Raw genomic sequence first — 16451 nt, 5'->3', positions numbered from 1 at the left:
GAGCGCCCGCGAAGACTTCGAGGAGGAACCCATGTTCGAGCGGTTCACCGACCGAGCCCGTCGAGTGGTGGTGCTGGCCCAGGAAGAGGCCCGCATGCTCTCTCACAACTACATCGGGACCGAGCACATCCTTCTCGGCCTGATCCACGAGGGCGACGGCATCGCCGCCAAGGCGCTGGAGAGCCTCGGGGTCTCCCTGGAGGCCGTCCGCGCGCAGGTCGAGGAGATCATCGGTCAGGGCCAGCAGGCCCCGAGCGGTCACATCCCCTTCACCCCCCGCGCCAAGAAGGTGCTCGAGCTGTCGCTGCGCGAGGCGCTGCAGCTCGGCCACAACTACATCGGCACCGAGCACATCCTGCTCGGCCTGATCCGCGAGGGCGAGGGCGTGGCGGCCCAGGTGCTGCACAAGCTCGGCGCCGACCTCAACCGCGTCCGCCAGCAGGTGATCCAGCTGCTCTCGGGCTACCAGGGCAAGGAGCAGCAGACCGCGGGCACCGCGCCCGAGGCCGCGCCGTCCAGCTCGCTGGTGCTCGACCAGTTCGGCCGCAACCTGACCCAGGCGGCCAAGGAGGGCAAGCTCGACCCGGTCATCGGCCGCGAGCAGGAGATCGAGCGGGTCATGCAGATCCTCTCGCGCCGCACGAAGAACAACCCCGTCCTCATCGGCGAGCCCGGCGTCGGCAAGACCACGATCGTCGAGGGCCTGGCCCAGGACATCGTGCGCGGCGACGTGCCCGAGACGCTGAAGGACAAGCAGATCTACACCCTCGACCTCGGCGCCCTGGTCGCCGGGTCGCGCTACCGCGGCGACTTCGAGGAGCGCCTGAAGAAGGTGCTCAAGGAGATCCGCACCCGCGGCGACATCGTGCTCTTCATCGACGAGATCCACACCCTCGTCGGCGCCGGCGCGGCCGAGGGCGCGATCGACGCCGCCAGCATCCTCAAGCCGATGCTGGCCCGCGGCGAGCTGCAGACCATCGGCGCCACGACGCTCGACGAGTACCGCAAGCACCTGGAGAAGGACGCCGCGCTCGAGCGCCGCTTCCAGCCGATCCAGGTCAACGAGCCCTCGATCGCGCACACCATCGAGATGCTCAAGGGCCTGCGCGACCGCTACGAGGCGCACCACCGGGTGACGATCACCGACGAGGCGCTCGTCTCGGCGGCCACCCTGGCCGACCGCTACATCAGCGACCGCTTCCTGCCCGACAAGGCCATCGACCTCATCGACGAGGCCGGCTCGCGGCTGCGCATCCGCCGGATGACCGCGCCGCCGGACCTGCGCGAGTTCGACGAGAAGATCGGCGAGGTCCGCCGCCGCAAGGAGGGCGCGATCGACGGCCAGGACTTCGAGGCCGCCGCCCGTCTGCGCGACGAGGAGAAGCAGCTGATCCTGGCCAAGGGCGAGCGTGAGAAGCAGTGGCGCGCCGGCGACATGGACGTCGTCGCCGAGGTCGACGAGGAGCTGATCGCCGAGGTGCTCGCCGTGGCGACCGGCATCCCGATCGTCAAGCTCTCCGAGGAGGAGTCGACCCGGCTGCTCAAGATGGAGGACGAGCTGCACAAGCGCGTCATCGGCCAGGAGGAGGCCGTCAAGGCGCTCAGCCGGGCGATCCGGCGTACGCGGGCTGGCCTGAAGGACCCCAAGCGTCCCGGCGGGTCGTTCATCTTCGCCGGGCCCTCGGGCGTCGGCAAGACCTGGCTGTCCAAGACGCTGGCGGAGTTCCTCTTCGGCGACGAGGACGCGCTGATCCAGCTCGACATGTCGGAGTTCAGCGAGAAGCACACCGTCTCGCGGCTCTTCGGCTCGCCCCCCGGCTACGTCGGCTACGAGGAGGGCGGCCAGCTCACCGAGAAGGTGCGCCGCAAGCCCTTCTCCGTGGTGCTCTTCGACGAGGTCGAGAAGGCCCACCCCGACATCTTCAACAGCCTGCTGCAGATCCTGGAGGAAGGTCGCCTGACCGACTCCCAGGGCCGGGTCGTGGACTTCAAGAACACCGTCATCATCATGACGACCAACCTGGGCACCCGCGACATCTCCAAGGGCGTCTCGCTGGGCTTCAACCAGTCCGGTGACGAGGGCACCTACGAGCGGATGAAGAACAAGGTCTCCGAGGAGCTCAAGCAGCACTTCCGGCCCGAGTTCCTCAACCGCGTCGACGAGATCATCGTCTTCCCGCCGCTGACCAAGGAGCAGATCATCTCCATGGTCGACAACATGGTGGCCTCGGTGGAGACGCGGCTGCGCGACCGCGACATGTCGCTGGAGCTGACCCAGCCGGCCAAGGACCTGCTCGCCACGCGCGGGTTCGACCCGGTGCTGGGTGCGCGGCCGCTGCGCCGAACGGTCCAGCGCGAGATCGAGGACGTGCTCGCCGAGAAGATGCTCTTCGGCGAGGTCGGCCCGGGTCAGATCGTGCTGGTCGGTGTCGAGGGCGAGGGCAAGACCGCGACCTTCACCTTCGAGGGCACGCAGAAGACCGCGCTGCCCGACAGCCCGCCGCTCGAGCCCGTCGGCGGTCCCGACGACTCCGACGGCCCGGTCGACGTGGCCAAGGGCGAGGACTGACACCGAGCACCCCACGCTCACGACGAGGGGCCGCACCCACCCGGGTGCGGCCCCTCCGTCGTCCCCGGGGGCTGACGGTGGGCTCGGCGCGTCTCGTGGTGGCTCGTGGTGGCTCGTGGCGGCGAAGTCACTGGTTGACCAGTGACTTCGCCACTTCGCCATGGTTGTGGAGGTGGCGAAGCGGCAGACTTCGTGGCGCGGTCAGGTCCAGGGGCGTACGACGCGGGTCGTCGCCGGCGGCAGCGTCGGGTCGTCGTAGGTCACCACGCTCAGGTCGTCGGGCCCGATGTCGAGGTGACGCGGCTGCTGTGCCAGGAGCGTCCGGGCGACCTGGAGGCCGGCGTCGATCGCGTCGAGGTCGGCGTCGTCGCGGACCACGCCGATCACCAGGTGCGCGTCCGGGTCGAGATGCCCCTCGTCGAGCGGGTAGCGGTGCCGGCCGCCCGCCGCGACCAGGGCCCGTCGCAGCGCGTCGAGCCGGGTCGTGGGGACGCCGTGCGGGTCGACGGGCCACGCGAGCAGGACCACGGTGCGCCCGAAGCGGCTCAGCGTGCGCTCGTGCAGCCGCCGGCCGCGGCTGCTCACCGGCAGGGCGACGTCGGGCCAGCCACCGACCTGCAGCCGCAGCGGCTCGGCCGCGAGCTGCTCGCGCACCAGCCCGGTCAGCGGGGCGTGCAGGGCGGCAGGCGTGTCGTCGAGGCCGAGCACGGTGGTGTGGACGGTGCGGGGGTCGCGCGCGAGGAAGTCGTCGCCGAGCGCCGAGGCGACGTCGCGCTGCACCGCCGTGGCCAGCGGCCACAGCGGGTCGCCGGGCTCCGAGGCGTAGTGGGCCACGATCGCCGAGGTGGGTCTCACGCGACGGTCCCCGGCAGGGCGTAGCGGTCGCCGATGCGCACGACCAGCCCGTCGTCCAGCAGCCCGTCGAGCGCCCGGGCGCGCTGCACCGGCTCGTGCCACGCCGTCGCGATCCGCTCGGCCGAGACGCTGCCCGGCTGGTCGCGCAGCACCGCCAGCAGCCTGCCCCTCACCTGCCGGTCGGTGCCGGCCCAGGCCTGCGCGCGCCGGGGTGGCCCGTCGTACGCCGGGCGCCCGGCGGCGACCCAGGCGCACTGCGGCTCCAGCGGGCAGTCGCCGCACCGCGGCGACGTCGCACGGCAGACCAGCGCCCCGAGCTCCATCACGGCCACCGCCCACGTCGCCGCGACGTCCTCGTCGGGGAGCAGTGCGGTGGCCGTGTCGCGCTCGGCCCGCGTGACCGAGGCGCCGGGGTGCTCGACCCCCTGCACCGCCCGGGCCAGCACCCGGCGCACGTTGGTGTCGAGCACGGCGTGGCGCGCCCCGAAGGCGAAGGACGCGATGGCGCTGGCCGTGTAGTCGCCCACCCCCGGCAGGGCGATGAGGTCGTCGTACGCCGCCGGCACCTCGCCCGCGTGCCGCTCCACGATCGCGCAGGCGGCGGCGTGCAGCCGCAGCGCACGACGCGGGTAGCCGAGCCGTCCCCACGCCCGCACCGCCTCGCCGGAGGGCTCGGCCGCGAGGTCGCCCGGGGTGGGCCAGCGCTCGAGCCACTGCTCGAAGACCGGGATCACCCGCGCGACCGGCGTCTGCTGCAGCATGAGCTCGCTCACCATCACCCGCCACGGCGTCGCCCCCGGGCCCCGCCAGGGCAGCTCGCGGGCGTGCGCGGCGTACCACCGGAGGACGGGATCGTGCAGCGGACTCATCGAGGCGATGATCCCCCGGCGTTGCTCCCCGAGCGAGCCCGGGTGCGCGACTAGCGTGTCGCCCCATGGGTGCCGCACGCCGAGGAGGGGGACGCCTGCCCCGGCGGGTGTACTGGTTCCGTCGCGCGATCGTGCTCGCGGTCGTGGTGGGCCTGGTGGTCGGCATCGCTCACCTCGTCGGCGGCACCGGTGTCGACGAGGCCGCCACGGAGCAGGCCGGCCGGGTCTCGGCCACCCCGTCGACGGCCCCCGCCCCCACCCTGGTCTACGGCCCCACGGCGGCGGCACGGGTCAAGCGCACGAGCGCCGACGTCGCGCCGGCCGAGCCCACGGGGGAGTGCGACCCGCAGGACATCACCGCCCTGCCGACCCTCGAGCGGCCCGAGGCCGGGGGCACGGTGCGCATCACCGTCTCGCTCGCCGGCACCCAGCCCGCCTGCACCTTCCAGGTCGGGCCGAGGTCGCTCGTCGCCAAGGTCACCGACGACGAGGGCCGCGACTTCTGGCGCTCCCAGGACTGCCCGGCCGCGGTCCCGCGCGAGGAGGTCGTGGTGCGCAGCGCCGAGCCGACCGAGGTGACGATGCGCTGGAACGGCCGCAGCTCCGACCGCGGCTGCGGCGACTTCTCCACGTGGGCGCTGCCCGGCTTCTACGACGTGCTGGTCTCGGTGCAGGGCTCCCAGCCCGCCGAGCTCCGCTTCGAGCTGCTGCTGCCCAGCGTCACCTACGTGACCGAGACGCCCACGCCCACAGCGAAGCCGAAGCGGCAGCGCACCCCGCAGGAGAGCCCGAGCCCCTCCGAGTCCGCGTCGCCCGAGTCGCCGCGCCGTACGCCGACCGAGAGCGCCTCACCCCGAGGCTGACTGCGCGCGTCGGGCGGGTTGCGCAGCCGAGGTCAGCGGTCGGGTCACCGGGTCTCGAGGCTCCGGCGACGTCCCTCCTGCGTCGGGACGTCGTCGTCGCACCTCGACCTCCCGGCCCGGATCGGGGGGTTCGCACGCTCACGCTCCGGGCCGTGGCAGGTCTCGACCCGCCCGTCGCGACCTCGTCCCTCGGTCGCGGGGCTCGCTCGACCTCTTCGCGTCGGGACCGCGCTCGTGCCTCGCGCGGTCCCGGCTCAGACGTAGCGCTCGAGGATGCTGGACTCGGCGAGGCGGGAGAGGCCCTCGCGGACGCTGCGGGCGCGCAGCTCGCCGACGCCGTCGACGGCCTGGAGGTCCTCGACGGTCGCGGAGAGCAGCTTCTGCAGGGTGCCGAAGTGGTCGACGAGGCGGTCGACGACGGTGGCGGGCAGGCGCGGCACCTTCGCCAGCAGCCGGTGCCCGCGGGGCGCGACCGCCCCGTCGAGGTGCTCGCCCTGGCCGAGACCGAGCGCGCGCGCCACCTGGCCGATGTCGACCAGGTCGGCGGGGGAGAGCTGCTCGAGGCCCTGGAGCACCTCGTCGACCTCCAGGGAGCGCCGGCCGCCCGCCTGGTAGTCGCGCACCACGAGCGCGCGGTCGGTGTCGACGCCGGTGACCAGCTCCTCGAGCTGCAGCGAGAGCAGCCGGCCGTCGGTGCCGAGCTCGTTGACGTAGTCGTCGATCTCGCGGGCGATCCGGCTGACCATCTCCAGGCGTTGCGCCACCACCGCGACGTCGCGCACCGTCACGAGGTCCTCGATCTCCAGCGCCGAGAGGGTGGAGGAGACCTCGTCGAGGCGCACCTTGTAGCGCTCGAGCGTGGCCAGGGCCTGGTTGGCGCGGGCGAGGATCTGCCCGGAGTCCTCCAGGGTGTAGCGGATCTCGCCGACGTAGATCGCGATGATCTGCATCGACTGCGACACCGAGATGACCGGGAAGCCGGTCTGCTTGGCGACCCGGTCGGCGGTGCGGTGCCGGGTGCCGGTCTCCTCCGAGGGGATGGTGTGGTCGGGCATCAGGTGCACGTTGGCGCGGTGGATGCGGGTGATGTCGCTGTCGAGCACGATGCCGCCGTCCATCTTGGCCAGCTCGCGCAGCGCCGTGGAGGAGAAGGGCACGTCGAGGGTGAAGCCGCCCGTGAGCAGGCCCTCGACCTCGCGGTCGAGTCCGAGCACGATCAGCGCGCCGGTGCGGCCGCGGAGGATCCGCTCCAGCCCGTCGCGCAGCGAGGTGCCCGGGGCGATCCGGGCCAGCGTCAGGCGCAGCCGGGCAGCGTCGTCAGTGCGGTCGGGGGTGGCCACGGGATCAGCGTAGTGGCTGATGGTGCTCCTGAGGCGCCGCGCGCGCGGCGCGGGGATCGGAGCAGCGGGTCAGCGCACCTCGCCCGGCGGTCGCTCCAGCCCGGCGACGCGCGTCTGCCGGTCGACCTTGAGCGCCTCGAGGGCCTGGCCGACACCGTCGACCTCGAGCACGCGGAGCCCGTCGACGACCATGCTCTCGCCGGGGGCGTGCTGACGGGTGGCGTGGTGCTCGACGGGCACCAGCGCGGAGCGGAAGCCCATGCGAGCGGCCTCCCCGAGCCGGGCGCCGAGGTCACGGACGCGGCGCACCTCACCGGACAGGCCGATCTCGCCGACCGCGACGACCTGGCGGGAGAGCGGGCGGTCCCACCACGCGGAGACCACCGCGAGGGCGATGGCCAGGTCGTTGGCGGGGTCGGTGAGCCGGGCACCTCCGACGCTGGAGCAGAAGACGTCGTGGCCGTGCAGCCGGATGCCGGCGCGCTGCTGCAGCACCGCGAGCACCATCGCCAGCCGGGCGGGGTCGATGCCCGAGGTGGTGCGGCGCGGCTTCTCCGCGGAGCTCGGCGTCACCAGGGCCTGCACCTCGCCCAGCATCGCGCGGCGGCCCTCCATGCTGACCGTCACGCAGCTGCCGGGCACGGCGCTCTGGCGGTCGTCGAGGAAGAGCCCCGTGGGGTCGGTGATCGCGACGATGCCGGTGGCGGAGAGGTCGAAGCAGCCGATCTCGTCGACCGGGCCGTAGCGGTTCTTCACCGCGCGCACCAGCCGCAGCCGGGAGGTGCGCTCACCCTCGAACTGCAGCACCACGTCGACGAGGTGCTCGAGCACCCGTGGGCCCGCGATGGTGCCGTCCTTGGTCACGTGGCCGACCAGCACGACGGTGATGTTGCGCAGCTTGGCCATGCGGACCAGCGCGGCGGAGACCTCCTTGACCTGCGTGACGCCGCCGGGCACGCCGTCGACGTCGCCGGCGCTGATCGTCTGGACCGAGTCGACGACCAGCAGCGTCGGCCGCACGGCCTCGACGTGGCCCAGCACGGCGGCCAGGTCGGTCTCGGCCGCCAGGTAGAGCTCGTCGTGAATGCCGCCGGTGCGGTCGGCGCGCAGCCGCACCTGGGCCGCGGACTCCTCGCCGCTGACGTAGAGCACCCGCTGACCGGTGCGGGCGGTCTGCGACGCGACCTCGAGCAGCAGGGTCGACTTGCCGACGCCGGGCTCGCCGGCGAGCAGGATCGCCGCGCCGGGCACGAGGCCGCCCCCGAGCACCCGGTCGAGCTCCTCGACGCCGCTGCCGCGCGCCGTGGACTCCTCGATCGGGACCTCGCCGATGGGACGGGCCGGGGCGCTGACGGGACCGGCCTGGACGCGGCTGCGCGGGGCGGCGCGCTCGACGAGGCTGCCCCAGGCCTGGCACTCGCCGCACCGGCCCATCCACTTCACGGTCTCCCAGCCGCACTCCTGGCACTGGTAGGCCGGCTTGGGCGACTTGGGACTGGTGCGCTGCGATGCCATGCCCCGCAACCTAGGCGGCCCCACCGACAAGGGCGCGCGCGACAGGCGGACGACGTGGGCGACGACGCTCCCGGCCCGGCTGCGTCTACTGTTGGATCGTTCCACTGCTCCCGCGCCGCGGGCCCCAGGCGAGGTCACCATGTCCAGCACGTCGCGCAGCAGCGCCGGTCGCGAACCGAGCCGGCGTCGTCCGCGCGTCCTCGGCGGCGACGGCGTCCCGACGCTCGCGACGGTCGCCGACGAGGCCGGGGTGTCGCGCCAGACGGTCTCCAACGCGCTCAACAACCCCGAGCTGCTGCGGCCCGAGACCCTGGTCCGGGTGCAGTCGGTGATCGAGCGCCTCGGCTACTCGCCCAACCGGGCGGCGCGGCAGCTGCGCACCCGCTCCTCGCACCTGGTGGGGCTGCGCTTCGAGCCGGCGCAGGAGGGCACCAGCAACGCGCTGATGGACCGCTTCCTGCACAGCCTGGTCGAGGCGGCCTCCCGCACGGGGCACCACCTGCTGCTCTTCTCCGGCGACCCCGCCGACCCGCTCGACGGCTACGAGGACCTGCTGCGCTCCACCGCCGTCGACGCCTTCGTGGTCACCGACACCTACGCCGGCACCCCCCAGGCCGGCTTCCTGCAGGACCGCGGCGCGCCCTTCGTGGCCTTCGGACGACCCTGGGACGACCCGCGCGCCGACCACGCCTGGGTCGACGTCGACGGCGCGGCCGGCGCCCGGCTCGCGACCGAGCACCTGCTCGACCAGGGCCACCGCCGGATCGCCTGGCTGGGCTGGGAGCGGTCGTCGCGGATCAGCCAGGACCGCCGCTCCGGCTGGGAGGCGGCGCTGCGCGAGGCCGGCGTCGATCCGGTCGGGCTGGGCGTGCGGCTCACCGACAACGTCGACGCCGCCCGCATGGCCGCGCACCGCGTGCTGGAGGACGCCACCGTCACGGCCTTCGTCTGCGCCAGCGACACGCTCGCCGTCGGGGTGCTGCACGCCCTCGCCGAGCGCAGGGTCCAGCCCGGCGCGCAGGTCGGAGTCGTCGGCTTCGACGACTCCGCGGCCGCGCAGGTCACCTGGCCCGGCCTCACCTCGGTGCGCCAGCCGCTCGAGCAGGTCGCCGTCGAGCTGGTGCGGAGCCTGCACCGGGTGCTCGGTCACCAGCCGGTCGAGGAGCAGGGCCGGATGCTCGAGCCCACCCTCGTCGTACGCCGCTCCAGCGAGCGCGGCTGGAAGCCCTAGGCGTCGCGTCCGCTGTTTCACCAGTCAACTGGTGAAACTGTCACCTCCCCGCCGAAGCCTCAGCAGGCAAGTGTGGGTTTCACCAGCTAACTGGTGAAACGGTCGAGCGCCGACACGAGCGCCGACACTGGCGCCGACACTGGCGCCGACGCATCCGCAGGACCGGCGGGGGCGACGCTCAGAAGGTGCGGGTCCAGAGCGAGACGGCGTAGTCGACGGTGAGGCCGTCGTGGGAGTCGAGCACCTCGGCGGCGACGTCGGTGGGGAGCTCGATGCGGACGACGGCCTCGAGGTCGGCGCGGGAGTCGAAGGTCCAGGCCATGGCCACGGGGTGGCGCTGCCAGCCGCGGTCGGCCCAGAAGCGGCGTACCTCGGCGCCGTCGACTTCGGGGTAGCCGCGGCGGAACCACGTGCTGAAGGTCGAGGGCGTCAGCGGGTCGTTGTCGATGACGAAGGCCCGGCCTCCGGGGCGCACCACCCGGTCGAGCTCGGCCAGGCCCGGCTCGCACCCGGGACCGAAGAAGTACGCCCACCGGGCGTGCACCACGTCGACCGAGGCGTCGGGCAGGGGCAGCGACTGCGCGGTGCCCTGGAGCACCGCCACCCGCGGCGTGCGACGCACCCGGCGGGCGGCGATCGCGACGAGGTCGGGGTGGGGCTCGACGCCGATCACGGAGGCGGCCTCGGCCGCGAAGAGGGGGAGGTGGAACCCGGTGCCGCAGCCGACGTCGAGGACGTCGAGGCCGGTCCAGCCACCGAGCTCGCGCATCAGTGCCGGGAGCGCGCCGGCGCGGTCGACCGCGCCGTTCTCGATCTCGTAGACGTGCGGGTGGTGCCAGATGTTGGGGCTCGGGCGCGCCCCGGTCGGCAGCGGCCGACCGCTCAGAGCCGGACCAGCCCGTGGCGGGTGCGGAGCTGCGCGGCGACGATGCCCGGCGTGCCGTGGGGGGCGACCCAGTCGACCTTGACGCCACCGAGCGGCTGGTCGACCGATTGGCCGAGCCACTCCGAGACGCGGGCGGGGTCGCCGGCGATCTCCAGGCACTCCAGGCTCACGTCGCCGGTGGCGCCGGCGCTGGGGTGGTCGCCCGGAGCGCCGTCCCACTGGATGAAGAAGGGCAGCTGCGGGTCGGACTGGAGCCCCTTGACGCCCAGCTGACGCCAGTGCAGCTCGACGCCGTCGGGGCGGTGCCGGTTGCCGCTGACCGCCTCGCGGCCGAGGCGCTGCTCGTGGGGGCTGATGTCGTCGACGGCCACGACCCAGCCGAGCCAGCCGCCGCCGAGGGCGGAGCGGGCACGCACGGCCTGGCCGAAGGGAGCCTTGTCGGACGCCGGGTGGTCGAGCACCTCGACCACCTCGAGGTAGGTGTCTCCCGTCAGCGGGAGGATGGCGTTGCGGGTGCCGAAGCGGGGGTGCACCCCGCCGGCGCGGAAGGTCTCGCCGAGCTGCTCGGCGAGGCGCTCTGTCGTTCCTGCGACGCCGCCCGGACCGGCTGCGAAGACGATGTGATCGAGACGCATACCTGATTCTGACGCGGGTAGCGGTGCCCGTCGGCACCGGGGTCGCTCCCGGCCGTCGCTCGCGTCCGGACGGCGCGCCTCACGCCTCCGGGTCGGCGGGGTGGATCGCGAGCCGCGAGCGGGAGCGCAGGTGCTCCTCGCAGGCGACGACGAGGGCGTCGTACGCCGGCGCCCCCATCAGCTCCACCAGCTCGCGGGCGTTGGCCAGGTAGACCGGCTCCGCGCCCACGTGGGCCTCGGTGTTGCCGGTGCAGTACCAGTCGAGGTCGTGCCCGCCGGGACCCCAGCCGCGGCGGTCGTACTCACCGATCGAGACCTCCAGGTAGCTGGTGCCGTCAGGCCGCTCGACGTCGCGGTAGCCGCGCCGCAGCGGCAGCTGCCAGCACACGTCGGGCTTGGTCTCGACGAAGTGGAGGTCGCGCGCGAGCGCCAGCGAGTGCAGCGCGCAGCCGTAGCCGGCGGAGGAGCCGAGCGGGTTGTGGAAGATGCAGGCACCGTCGACCACCCGGGTCTTGCGGTCGCCCTCCTCGTCGGTCTCGACCCAGCCCTTGCGCCGCAGCCGGCCCTTGGCGTCGAGCGCCTCCCCGCGGTGGTGCCAGCCCTCCGCGTCGAGCTCGTCGACCCAGGCGGCGACGCGCTCCTCGTCGGCCTTGTCGCTGAAGTGCGCCCCGAGCGTGCAGCAACCCGCCTCGGGAGCGCTGGCGTAGATGCCGGGACAGCCCTGGCCGAAGATGCAGCTCCAGCGGGAGGTCAGCCAGGTCAGGTCGCAGCGGAAGACCTGGTCGCCGTCGGCGGGGTCGGGGAGCTCCAGCCAGGCGCGGGGGAAGTCCAGGTCGACCTCGGGCACGCCCGCCAGCGTACGGGGGGCCAGTAGTCTCACGGCATGCGCCTGGGCGTCCTGGACATCGGCTCCAACACCGGCCACCTGCTGGTGGTCGACGCCTACCGCGGCGCCGCCCCGCTGCCGGCGTCGTCGGTCAAGGAGCCGCTGCGCCTGGCCGAGCACCTCGACGACGACGGGGCGGTGACCGAGAAGGGCGTCACCGCGCTGACCGACTTCGTCGCGCGCGCCCTGCGGCTGGCCGAGGACAAGGGCTGCGAGCAGGTCTACTCCTTCGCCACCTCGGCGGTCCGCGAGGCCGCCAACGGCGAGGAGGTGCTCGCCCACGTGGAGCAGGCCACCGGCGTCGACATCGCCGTGCTGCCGGGGGAGGACGAGGCGCGGCTGACCTTCCTGGCCGTACGCCGCTGGTTCGGGTGGTCCTCCGGGCGGCTCGCGGTCTTCGACATCGGGGGCGGCTCGCTGGAGGTGGCCGCGGGCGACGACGAGGCGCCCACGGTGGCGTGGAGCGTGCCGCTGGGGGCCGGCCGCCTGGCGCGGCAGCACTTCGCGGGTGGACCTCCGAGCGGGAAGAGGCTGAAGTCGCTGCGTGCGGAGCTGCGCACCGTGGTCGCGCGCGACGCCGGCTCGGTGCTGCGCGGCGGCCGCCCCGACCACGCCGTGGCGACGTCGAAGACCTTCCGCAGCCTGGCCCGCATCTGCGGCGCGGCGCCCTCGAGCGACGGCCAGTTCGTGCGCCGCGTGCTCCCGGCCGCCGAGCTGTCGTCGTGGACCCCCAAGCTGCTGGAGATGAAGAACGACGAGATCGCCGCCCTCCCTGGCGTCTCCAGCGGCCGCGCCCACCAGGTGGTGGCCGGCGCCATGGTCGCCGAGGCCGTGATGGACGTCTTCGACCTGTCCGAGCTCGAGATCTGCCCCTGGGCGCTGCGCGAGGGCGTCATCCTCGACCGCCTCGACCAGCTCAGCGCGCGTCGGTAGCGCCGCCCCACCCGATGACCAGCCCGGCGTCCCAGCCGCTCTTCGGCCTCTCGACGGCCTCGGTCTACCCCGAGCCCACCGCCCAGGCCTTCGACTACGCCGAGCGGCTCGGGTACGACGCCGTGGAGGTGATGGTCGGCATCGACGTGGTCAGCCAGAGCACCGACCGGCTGCGCTCGCTGCGCGACCACCACGGCGTGCCGGTGTGCGCCGTGCACGCGCCCTGCCTGCTCATCACCCAGCGTGTGTGGGGCACCGAGCCGTGGGCCAAGCTCGAGCGGAGCGCCGAGATGGCCAGGGACCTCGACGCCGACGTGGTGGTGGTGCACCCGCCCTTCCGCTGGCAGCGCGACTACGCCGCCGGCTTCGTCGAGGGCATCGCCGACCTGGAGCGGCGTACCGGCATCGCCTTCGCGGTGGAGAACATGTATCCGTGGCGGGCGACGTCGCGGCGCGGCATGGTCGTCTACCAGCCGGGTTGGGACCCCTCCGAGGAGAGCTACGCCAACACCTGTGTCGACCTCTCCCACGCCGCCACCGCGCAGTCCGACCCCGTCGCGATGGCCGAGCGGCTGGGCCCGCGGCTGCGCCACGTGCACATGACCGACGGCAGCGGCTCGGCCAAGGACGAGCACCTCGTGCCCGGGCACGGGGCGATGCCGTGCGGGCCCTTCCTCGAGGGGCTGGCGGCGCGGGGCTTCAGCGGCCACGTGGTCGCCGAGATCAACACCCGCAAGGCGGGCGACCCCGAGGCGCGCGAGCGCGACCTGCTGGAGTCGCTGGCCTTCTCGCGGCTGCACTTCGCGGCGCCCGGCGAGGGCGCGGGGGTGCAGCCCGGCCTGGAGCCGGAGCGTCCGTGACCGCCGTGACGCGCGGTCGGCGGCCCGGGGGCCCCGACACCCGGGCGCAGATCCTCGCGGCGGCCCGTGAGCTCTTCGCCGCCCGCGGCTTCGCCCGCACCTCGGTGCGGGCGGTCGCGGCGCAGGCGGGCGTCGACCCGTCGCTGGTGCACCACTACTTCGGCCGCAAGGACGACCTGCTGCTCGCCTCGCTCGAGATGCCCGTCGACCCGCGCGAGCTGCTGGCGCCCGTCGTGGCCGCCGGGGCCGACGCCGCGGGCGAGGGCCTGCTGCGCGCCTTCCTCGGGGCGTGGGACGACCCGGCCCTCCAGCCGGTGCTGCTCGGCGCCGTACGCCGCCTGCTCGAGCCGGGGGGCGAGTCGCTGCTGACCGAGGGCTTCGTGCCCGGGGTGCTGCTGCCGGTGGGCCGGGCACTCGGGATCGACCGGCCCGAGCTGCGGATGCCCCTGGTGGCCAGCCAGGTGCTCGGGCTGATCCTCACGCGCTACGTGCTGCGGCTGGAGCCGGTCTCCTCGCTGCCCTCCGACGCCGTCGTGGCGGCGTACGCCCCCACGCTGCAGCGCTACCTGACCGGCGACCTCGACGGCGTCGGTGGCTGAGCCCCGGAGGCCTCGACGACGCTCTTGACACCAGCGCCGCACAGGCGTTAATTCATCACATGATGAAAAATGCGGTGGTGGCGCGCAGGCTGTGCGTCACGCGGGGCGGCAACCCCGTGCTCCGCGACCTCGACTTCGAGGTCGCCGCCGGGTCGGTGACGGGGCTGCTCGGTCCGTCCGGCTGCGGCAAGACCACGCTGATGCGGGCGGTGATCGGCACCCAGCGCATCACCGGCGGCACCGTGGAGGTGCTCGACGAGCGGGCGGCGGCACCGGCGTTGCGACACCGGGTCGGCTACGTCTCGCAGGCCCCCAGCGTCTACGACGACCTCACGGTGCGCGAGAACCTGCGCTTCTTCGCCCGGGTGCTGGGGGTCCCGCGAGAGCGGGTCGACGCGTGCGTCGCGACCGTGGCGCTGGGGGACCACGCCGACCGGGTCGTCGCCCGGCTCTCGGGCGGGCAGCGCTCCCGGGTCTCCCTCGCCGTCGCGCTGCTGGGCGAGCCTGACCTGCTCGTGCTCGACGAGCCCACCGTCGGCCTCGACCCCGTGCTCCGGGTCGAGCTCTGGAGCACCTTCCACCGCCTCGCCGAGGCGGGCGCCGCGGTGCTGGTCTCCAGCCACGTCATGGACGAGGCCGCCCGCTGCGACCGGCTGCTGCTGATGCGCGAGGGCACCCTGCTGGCCGACGACGCCCCGGCGGCGCTGCTGCGCCGCACCGGCGCGCCGGACGTCGAGCACGCCTTCCTCTCCCTCGTGGGAGCGGGGGCATGAGCCCCCGCATCACCGCCGCCGTGGCGCTGCGGGTGCTGACCCAGCTGCGGCGCGACCACCGCACCGCGGCGATGCTGCTGGTGCTTCCCACGCTGCTGATGTCTCTCCTGTGGTGGATGTTCGTCGACCTGCCCGGTGCCGGCTTCTCCGCCCTCGGTCCGGCCCTGCTGGCGCTGGTGCCCTTCATCGTGATGTTCCTGGTCACCTCGGTGACGACCCTGCGCGAGCGCACCTCGGGCACCCTCGAGCGGCTGCTGGTCATGCCGATGGGCAAGCTCGACTTCCTGCTGGGCTACCTGGTCGCCTTCGGCCTGGTCGCGGCGCTGCAGTCCGCGGTCGCGGTCGGCACCTGCGTGTGGCTGCTCGACCTCCGCGTCGTCGGCTCGGCCTGGTTGCTGCTCCTGGTCGCCGTGGTCGACGCCGTGCTCGGCACCGCGCTCGGGCTGCTCGTCTCGGCCTTCGCCCGCACCGAGTTCCAGGCGGTGCAGTTCATGCCGGCCGTGGTGATCCCGCAGATCCTGCTGTGCGGGCTCTTCGTCGCGCGCGACCAGCTGCCCCGCGCGCTCGAGGTGGTCTCCGACGTGCTCCCGCTGTCGTACGCCGTCGACGCGATGCAGGCGGTCGCCACCTCGACCGACCCGGTGTGGGGCGACGTCGGCGTCGTCGCGGCGTACGCCGTCGCGGCGGTCGCGCTCGGTGCGCTCACGCTGCGGCGGCAGACCGCCTGAGGTCGGGCCCCGGACAGGTCCCGCGACGGGTCACCCCCAGGGCAGCGTGCGGCGGTGTGCCCAGTAGGCGGCGGGGTCCTCCGGCGTCAGCTCGGGTGGGTCGGTGACGTCGAGGGCGGCCAGGTTGGCCCGCAGCTGCGAGACCGAGGAGGCGCCGCTGAGCACGACGTCGGCCCACGGCTGGGCGAGGGCGGCGGCGAGCGCGTCGGCGTCGCGCTCGGCGAGCCGGCCGTTGGCCATCGCCTCCTTGACGACGACGGACCAGCCGGCCGCATGGGCCTCGGCGAGCGCCGGCCCGGCGGAGGGCTCGAGCAGGTTCCAGGTCGACTGCACCGTCGAGAAGGGGGACTCGGGCAGCGCGAGGGCGCGACGCAGCACCTCGGCCTGGTCGGGGCCGCTCGTCGAGAGCCCCACGCGCACCCCGCTCTCGGCGAGGCCGCTCAGCGCGTCGAGCACCGCCGGGTCGCCGAGCGCCGGGGAGTCGGAGGTGAGGCTGTGCACCAGGTAGAGGTCGGGGGTGCGTCCGAGGGCGGCGAGGGTCTCGGCCCACTGCCGCTCGAAGGTCGCGACGGTGTGGTCCTTGGTCTCGTGCTCGGAGGCGCCGGGCACGAAGTCGGCGACGTAGGTGTAGCCCCACTTGGAGCCCACCGTGACTCCCGGTCGAGGGGCCGCGGCCAGCCAGCTGCCCACGAACTCCTCCCCGGCGCCGTAGGAGCGCGCGGTGTCGACGTGCCGCACGCCCGCGGCCCAGGCCGCGTCGAGCACCTCGTGCGCGTGCCGCTCCAGGTGGCCCCGGTCGTAGCGTGCCTCGCCCAGCTCGCGGTCGAGGTCCCGGTGGAGGTTCAGGTACTCCGGGCGCCCGAGGGCTGCCGTCCCGAGTCCGAGCCGTGCCGTCATGGGTGCGATCGT

The 16451-nt window shown here is 73.9% G+C and carries 16 protein-coding genes; 8 read left to right on the top strand and 8 right to left on the bottom strand.

Annotation, left to right across the window (positions count from 1 at the left end; all coding sequences use genetic code 11):
• The first annotated feature begins 31 nt into the window (after positions 1 to 31).
• Positions 32 to 2569 carry an ATP-dependent Clp protease ATP-binding subunit gene (locus IG63_RS0104475; protein ID WP_030483183.1) on the top strand — a complete coding sequence of 846 codons (2538 nt, stop codon included), beginning with the start codon at positions 32 to 34 and terminating at the stop codon, positions 2567 to 2569.
• Positions 2570 to 2770: 201 nt separating this feature from the next.
• On the opposite strand, the gene IG63_RS0104470 is transcribed toward IG63_RS0104475, so the two are convergent.
• Complete coding sequence (locus IG63_RS0104470; protein ID WP_030483182.1) at positions 2771 to 3424, bottom strand: hypothetical protein; 654 nt, start codon at positions 3422 to 3424, stop codon at positions 2771 to 2773.
• A complete protein-coding gene (locus tag IG63_RS0104465) occupies positions 3421 to 4293 on the bottom strand; it encodes an HhH-GPD family protein (protein ID WP_036194392.1) in 873 nt (290 codons plus the stop codon). The genes IG63_RS0104470 and IG63_RS0104465 overlap by 4 nt, the downstream gene beginning before the upstream one ends.
• Before the next feature lie 65 nt (positions 4294 to 4358).
• Here IG63_RS0104465 and IG63_RS21290 point away from each other — a divergent pair, with 65 nt between their 5' ends.
• Positions 4359 to 5156: a hypothetical protein gene (locus tag IG63_RS21290; RefSeq protein ID WP_157210015.1), complete on the top strand. Its 798-nt coding sequence runs from the start codon at positions 4359 to 4361 to the stop codon at positions 5154 to 5156.
• Between the two features lie 254 nt (positions 5157 to 5410).
• Here the strand turns inward: IG63_RS21290 and disA are convergent, their stop codons facing one another.
• The gene (gene disA, locus IG63_RS0104455) at positions 5411 to 6496 is read right to left on the bottom strand and encodes a DNA integrity scanning diadenylate cyclase DisA (protein ID WP_030483179.1); all 1086 of its coding nucleotides are present in this window, start codon (positions 6494 to 6496) and stop codon (positions 5411 to 5413) included.
• Between the two features lie 69 nt (positions 6497 to 6565).
• Positions 6566 to 8011, bottom strand: a complete 1446-nt coding sequence (gene radA, locus IG63_RS0104450; protein WP_036194390.1) for a DNA repair protein RadA — start codon at positions 8009 to 8011, stop codon at positions 6566 to 6568.
• Between the two features lie 139 nt (positions 8012 to 8150).
• On the opposite strand from radA, the gene IG63_RS0104445 reads away from it, so the two are divergent.
• Positions 8151 to 9242, top strand: a complete 1092-nt coding sequence (locus tag IG63_RS0104445) for a LacI family DNA-binding transcriptional regulator (RefSeq protein WP_030483177.1) — start codon at positions 8151 to 8153, stop codon at positions 9240 to 9242.
• Between the two features lie 178 nt (positions 9243 to 9420).
• Here IG63_RS0104445 and IG63_RS0104440 read toward each other — a convergent pair whose 3' ends face one another.
• The 3 genes from IG63_RS0104440 to IG63_RS0104430 all read right to left on the bottom strand — a co-directional run bounded on the left by IG63_RS0104440 (position 9421) and on the right by IG63_RS0104430 (position 11610).
• Complete coding sequence (locus IG63_RS0104440; RefSeq protein WP_245604324.1) at positions 9421 to 10011, bottom strand: class I SAM-dependent methyltransferase; 591 nt, start codon at positions 10009 to 10011, stop codon at positions 9421 to 9423.
• A 113-nt stretch (positions 10012 to 10124) separates the two neighbouring features.
• Complete coding sequence (locus tag IG63_RS0104435; RefSeq protein WP_030483175.1) at positions 10125 to 10763, bottom strand: VOC family protein; 639 nt, start codon at positions 10761 to 10763, stop codon at positions 10125 to 10127.
• 79 nt (positions 10764 to 10842) lie between these two features.
• Entirely contained in the window at positions 10843 to 11610 is a 768-nt protein-coding gene (locus tag IG63_RS0104430) for a DUF3109 family protein (RefSeq protein WP_030483174.1), read from the bottom strand.
• 36 nt (positions 11611 to 11646) lie between these two features.
• Between IG63_RS0104430 and IG63_RS0104425 the strand changes: the two genes are divergently transcribed.
• The 5 genes from IG63_RS0104425 to IG63_RS0104405 all read left to right on the top strand — a co-directional run bounded on the left by IG63_RS0104425 (position 11647) and on the right by IG63_RS0104405 (position 15542).
• Positions 11647 to 12582, top strand: coding sequence for a Ppx/GppA phosphatase family protein (locus IG63_RS0104425; protein ID WP_030483173.1), 936 nt, complete (start codon positions 11647 to 11649; stop codon positions 12580 to 12582).
• Positions 12583 to 12596: 14 nt separating this feature from the next.
• A complete protein-coding gene (locus IG63_RS0104420; protein WP_030483172.1) occupies positions 12597 to 13442 on the top strand; it encodes a sugar phosphate isomerase/epimerase family protein in 846 nt (281 codons plus the stop codon).
• Positions 13439 to 14041 (top strand): TetR/AcrR family transcriptional regulator, encoded by a 603-nt coding sequence (locus tag IG63_RS0104415; protein ID WP_030483171.1) that lies wholly within the window; start codon positions 13439 to 13441, stop codon positions 14039 to 14041. Before IG63_RS0104420 ends, IG63_RS0104415 begins: the two co-directional genes overlap by 4 nt.
• Before the next feature lie 77 nt (positions 14042 to 14118).
• Positions 14119 to 14814 (top strand): ABC transporter ATP-binding protein, encoded by a 696-nt coding sequence (locus IG63_RS0104410; protein WP_245604315.1) that lies wholly within the window; start codon positions 14119 to 14121, stop codon positions 14812 to 14814.
• Positions 14811 to 15542 carry an ABC transporter permease gene (locus tag IG63_RS0104405; protein ID WP_030483169.1) on the top strand — a complete coding sequence of 244 codons (732 nt, stop codon included), beginning with the start codon at positions 14811 to 14813 and terminating at the stop codon, positions 15540 to 15542. Before IG63_RS0104410 ends, IG63_RS0104405 begins: the two co-directional genes overlap by 4 nt.
• Positions 15543 to 15572: 30 nt before the next feature.
• On the opposite strand, the gene IG63_RS0104400 is transcribed toward IG63_RS0104405, so the two are convergent.
• Positions 15573 to 16439 carry an aldo/keto reductase gene (locus IG63_RS0104400; RefSeq protein ID WP_036194388.1) on the bottom strand — a complete coding sequence of 289 codons (867 nt, stop codon included), beginning with the start codon at positions 16437 to 16439 and terminating at the stop codon, positions 15573 to 15575.
• Positions 16440 to 16451 lie beyond the last annotated feature (12 nt).

This window comes from Nocardioides aequoreus (assembly GCF_000720335.1).
GTDB classification, from domain to species: domain Bacteria; phylum Actinomycetota; class Actinomycetes; order Propionibacteriales; family Nocardioidaceae; genus Marmoricola; species Marmoricola aequoreus.
This window is presented reverse-complemented; position numbering and strand designations above follow the sequence as displayed.

What these genes read in the sequence shown, in the direction of transcription:
- IG63_RS0104445 (WP_030483177.1), top strand. Translation starts at nt 8,151, where the DNA reads ATGTCCAGCACGTCGCGCAGCAGCGCCGGTCGCGAACCGAGCCGGCGT.
- IG63_RS0104435 (WP_030483175.1), bottom strand. Translation starts at nt 10,763, where the DNA reads ATGCGTCTCGATCACATCGTCTTCGCAGCCGGTCCGGGCGGCGTCGCA.
- IG63_RS0104475 (WP_030483183.1), top strand. Translation starts at nt 32, where the DNA reads ATGTTCGAGCGGTTCACCGACCGAGCCCGTCGAGTGGTGGTGCTGGCC.
- IG63_RS0104400 (WP_036194388.1), bottom strand. Translation starts at nt 16,439, where the DNA reads ATGACGGCACGGCTCGGACTCGGGACGGCAGCCCTCGGGCGCCCGGAG.
- IG63_RS0104420 (WP_030483172.1), top strand. Translation starts at nt 12,597, where the DNA reads ATGACCAGCCCGGCGTCCCAGCCGCTCTTCGGCCTCTCGACGGCCTCG.
- IG63_RS21290 (WP_157210015.1), top strand. Translation starts at nt 4,359, where the DNA reads ATGGGTGCCGCACGCCGAGGAGGGGGACGCCTGCCCCGGCGGGTGTAC.
- IG63_RS0104440 (WP_245604324.1), bottom strand. Translation starts at nt 10,011, where the DNA reads ATGCGCGAGCTCGGTGGCTGGACCGGCCTCGACGTCCTCGACGTCGGC.
- radA (WP_036194390.1), bottom strand. Translation starts at nt 8,011, where the DNA reads ATGGCATCGCAGCGCACCAGTCCCAAGTCGCCCAAGCCGGCCTACCAG.
- IG63_RS0104405 (WP_030483169.1), top strand. Translation starts at nt 14,811, where the DNA reads ATGAGCCCCCGCATCACCGCCGCCGTGGCGCTGCGGGTGCTGACCCAG.
- IG63_RS0104465 (WP_036194392.1), bottom strand. Translation starts at nt 4,293, where the DNA reads ATGAGTCCGCTGCACGATCCCGTCCTCCGGTGGTACGCCGCGCACGCC.
- IG63_RS0104425 (WP_030483173.1), top strand. Translation starts at nt 11,647, where the DNA reads ATGCGCCTGGGCGTCCTGGACATCGGCTCCAACACCGGCCACCTGCTG.